At 38.8% G+C, this 3,814-nt stretch carries 4 protein-coding genes and 2 pseudogenes; 4 read left to right on the top strand and 2 right to left on the bottom strand.

The window, feature by feature from the left end; translation table 11 throughout:
- Positions 1-222: 222 nt before the first annotated feature.
- Positions 223-495 (top strand): hypothetical protein, encoded by a 273-nt coding sequence (locus CTN07_RS22130; protein ID WP_036766137.1) that lies wholly within the window; start codon positions 223-225, stop codon positions 493-495.
- A gap of 268 nt (positions 496-763) precedes the next feature.
- Here the strand turns inward: CTN07_RS22130 and ospF are convergent, their stop codons facing one another.
- Positions 764-1,465 carry a type III secretion system effector phosphothreonine lyase gene (gene ospF / locus CTN07_RS22125; protein WP_005306650.1) on the bottom strand — a complete coding sequence of 234 codons (702 nt, stop codon included), beginning with the start codon at positions 1,463-1,465 and terminating at the stop codon, positions 764-766.
- Between the two features lie 580 nt (positions 1,466-2,045).
- Positions 2,046-2,543, bottom strand: a pseudogene (locus CTN07_RS22120) (IS6 family transposase).
- 176 nt (positions 2,544-2,719) lie between these two features.
- Here CTN07_RS22120 and CTN07_RS22115 point away from each other — a divergent pair.
- The 3 genes and pseudogenes from CTN07_RS22115 to CTN07_RS22105 form a co-directional block, all read left to right on the top strand.
- Complete coding sequence (locus tag CTN07_RS22115) at positions 2,720-3,166, top strand: CesT family type III secretion system chaperone (RefSeq protein WP_036766135.1); 447 nt, start codon at positions 2,720-2,722, stop codon at positions 3,164-3,166.
- Between the two features lie 7 nt (positions 3,167-3,173).
- On the top strand, positions 3,174-3,467 hold the full coding sequence (gene exsE2, locus CTN07_RS22110) for a T3SS regulon translocated regulator ExsE2 (RefSeq protein ID WP_036766134.1): 294 nt from the start codon (positions 3,174-3,176) through the stop codon (positions 3,465-3,467).
- 151 nt (positions 3,468-3,618) lie between these two features.
- Positions 3,619-3,814 (top strand): annotated as a pseudogene (locus tag CTN07_RS22105) (IS6 family transposase); the annotation flags it as partial.

Here is a 3,814-nt window from a genome sequence, read left to right as displayed (position 1 = left end):
ATGGCTTGAAGGATGATGTCAGATGGAAAATGATAACCAGTAAATTGCATAAAAGTTTAGCTAAAAGTTTAAAGTCAGTAATTAGAGTTCTCAACTGCTCTCTGGTTCCCTAACTTTGCGACAGAACCTACTTTGTTCAATGACGATAACCCTCCTAGCTATAAAACGTTGGGGAGATGGGTTATTGCCTTTGTTGAGTCTGGTTGGAAGAAAAGTGCACTCATGCCTAATCACGTTGCCAAAGGTAACCGAAAATTAAAAATGGATAGCGAGCTGTATGGAATCTTAAATGCTGTTGTCCATGAGCATTCAACAAATCGTGTCCGAATAAATTTTGCAAAAGCTCATCAAGATTTTGTTGAACGAGTGGAGGAAGTTAATCTAAAGAGAGCGGAGCAGCATCAACCGCCACTGAAGCCAAGTAGTTACCAAACTACGTTGAAGCGATTCCAACAATGGTACAATCCTGCTATTGATATACCAAAATTTTACTAATAATAAAAATAATTAATACAATTAGTTAATTCCTATGGTATAGGAAGTGCTATAAATTTAAAAGCTGTTGCAAACGACACCATCTGAAGTACAGAGCCCATACATTTTTCTCCATACCAGTATCCGGCTATCACCATCACTTATACTCAAAGCTGAGTTAGCTGCATTTCCCAGTTTCTTCCTGCTGCTTAGTTTGCCTGATTTAAAAAATCCGAGTGCATTGAATACATTCGGACTTTGACACTATAGTAATGAGCTTTTAAAACGACTAGCTTGATATAACTTGGAAAAATGGTTCTTCAAACAGCTGATGTGAAGCGCCTCCTTCACGATCGCTTCTATACTCATTCCGGTAAGAGATAAAATTCCAGTTCGCAGCTGATATGTCAGATTGAGGCTTCTCGCCAGGTGTCGTATTGCTCTGGCCTAAAGTGAGCTCAATCTGCTCCAGAAAATCTTTCACTTTTTTTAATTCAGCGGGGACATATCCGGACTCTTTATCAGCTTTAACATAAAGAGTTATCTGTGCTCCTACCGCAACACGAGAATCTGGTGGGCAACGATTAAGGTCGGTTACTTTCCATTTATCTATCGGACTGTCTTCAGACAGCAGGATAGGTAAAATATCATCAAACCCGGAGCTAAGCTGAGCCTTATCTATGCTGATATGGATTTTATCTCCTAAATACTCTCGCGATTCATTATCTTTATTCGCATGTATAAATACATCGCCAAATGGCACATTAGACAGCTTATAACCAGAAAACTCATTCTTGTAACCTCCTTGAGATAACTCGTGATAGCTACCATGAATGTCTGCATTTCTAAAACTTGATTTAGGCTGAGCCTCTATATCCTTTATTAATTTTCCCACATCTTCCTTTTTGAGCTCATGAGAAACTTTAGGCGCAGGTGGTGGAGTATTCTGCGAAACAACAAGAGGGGGTAAATTTAGCTTTAATCTAGGCATAACGTAAACATCTGTTGTAAAGATAAAAACTAAATATATTCACCGGTAGCACTTATCTATATTAGATTACGTCGTAAATATGTTAATTTAGATGTACTTCAATTATTTAACGCTAATTTCGACGCCAAAATCAGCAATTTGGCTATTGTGAACAGGTCGTTTTCTATATTATTCATGTACTTAGACAGTCCCTATGTTTGTAAGGGCGGGATCGAACTTTAATAGTTGAAAATAAAGGATTTTATATCACGGGGAACTTTTCCATGTAATCACAATCTGATCATAAAGTTAAAAACATGAGAAACTCGTACATGATTATCATTGAGCAGCTAAAAAAGGGGTCTGTCGCAAAGTTTATGTAAGGCGTAAGCGTGTCGAATTTCAGACACTATTATGCTATGAGCGCGTAAAATCGCTCCCATACAGGCAAGCTTAGCTCGCCAACTTGACCTCGTTTGATTTGCGTCCAAACTTCTTGACCTGACATAGTGGCACTTGCTCCCTCAACATATTTCCAACCAAGAGCCTGATACATCTTTTGTTTAATTGGCCTATGGCTTTGCTCAACTATATTGTTGAGTTATTTCACATCAATAACTTCTATCAGATTGAGCATGAAAACGACACTTTTCCATAATTTGACGTTCATATGATGAAGATCTCAAGTATTAGCGCCACTTTTATCAATAACAACTTGATCTGGCAATCCATTTGTTCGAATAGCCTTTCGTAGAAAGGCTTGAGCGGATTTTTCATCTCGTGTTTGACTAAGATAAAAATCTACAATATCACCGTATTTATCGACTGCCCGATAGTAATACCACCATTTCCCTTTGATTTTGATATAGGTTTCGTCCATTCGCCATGAACTTGATACTTGGTGTTTTCTCGCCCGTGCATTTTGCTCAATTAAGGGAGCAAGACGAATGACCCAACGATTAATGGTGGCATGATCGACTTGAATTCCTCTTTCAACAAAAATTTCTTCGATATCACGGAAACTGAGTTTGTACGCTACATAGTAGCGTATAACTTGAAGGATGATGTCAGATGGAAAATGATAACCAGTAAATGGCATAAAAGTTTAGCTAAAAGTTTAAAGTCAGTAATTAGAGTTTTCAACTGCTCTCTAGTTCCCTAACTTTGCGACAGAACCGAAAAAACGTTTACATAAAAAAATCAAACCAATTTTGATAAACACAGGAATGCACGTACCATAACTTCATCCTTAAAATTCTAAAAAGGATGACTTCTATGTCTGCGCGCCAAATCGTAGATGAGGTTTTACTTAAATTTGCTCATCAAATAGGGTTACCTAAATTACAGTTGATTGAAGACGAATTGGGTTTAGCTTTTGATGACAACTTAAGAGTGCATGTAATTTTTCACCCAACGACAGAGATGCTTCAATTAGAAGCTGAGATCGTCGATCTACAAATTATTAATTCTGATCTTTACCGTTCTTTTATCGCATTCAACTACCATTGGTCTGAGCATCAATTGTTTTTTAGCTTAGATAATCACAGGCACAAGCTTTGTTTAAATAGACTGCTTCACGCAGAGTCACTCGACTACGAACTGTTTGAAGATGCACTGGCGGAGCTACTCACACAGAGCGAATCTTGGGAAGACTTGTTATCCGCCCACATCGCCATGAAAGCTTTGCCCTCTCAGTTTCAGAGCTCGGATTTAATAGTTTAGGTAATCTATGTCCAATGACATCCAACCAACACAAAAGCACTTATCTATCGATTGGATCGAGAGCAATAGCCAGACTGAGTCTGTAAAGAAGGGAAACTTTCTAGGCAGAACCGTGGCGCAGATAAATCCAAACGAGCGAGAGCAAAACCGCACCAACTCAAAATTGGAGCTAGGCGAAACGCTTTCTATGCTTGCTAATACTGAGCTCTCCAACGCGATTTTAAGCTTTGAAAAAGACTCAGCGCAGAGCCTGTTGAATAGAAAGGCTCAAGTGATCGCGACCAACAGGCAGATGAGCTGAGGTTAAAGCTCGCTGTCGACAATACAGCCTTAATTTAACCTCGCCCGTATACTGAAAAAATCAACAGTTATGGGGTTCTGTCGCAAAGTTAGGGAACTAGAGAGCAGTTGAAAACTCTAATTACTGACTTTAAACTTTTAGCTAAACTTTTATGCCATTTACTGGTTATCATTTTCCATCTGACATCATCCTTCAAGCCATACGCTACTATGTAGCGTACAAACTCAGTTTCCGTGACATCGAAGAAATTTTTGCTGAAAGAGGAATTCAAGTCGATCATGCCACCATTAATCGTTGGGTCATTCGTTTTGCTCCCTTAATTGAGCAAAATGCACGGGCGAGAAAAC

Origin of the sequence: Photobacterium damselae, from assembly GCF_003026815.1 — a bacterium.
Lineage (GTDB): Bacteria > Pseudomonadota > Gammaproteobacteria > Enterobacterales > Vibrionaceae > Photobacterium > Photobacterium damselae.
Note: the sequence above shows the minus strand (reverse complement) of the source record. Positions and strands in the feature narration are given on the sequence as shown.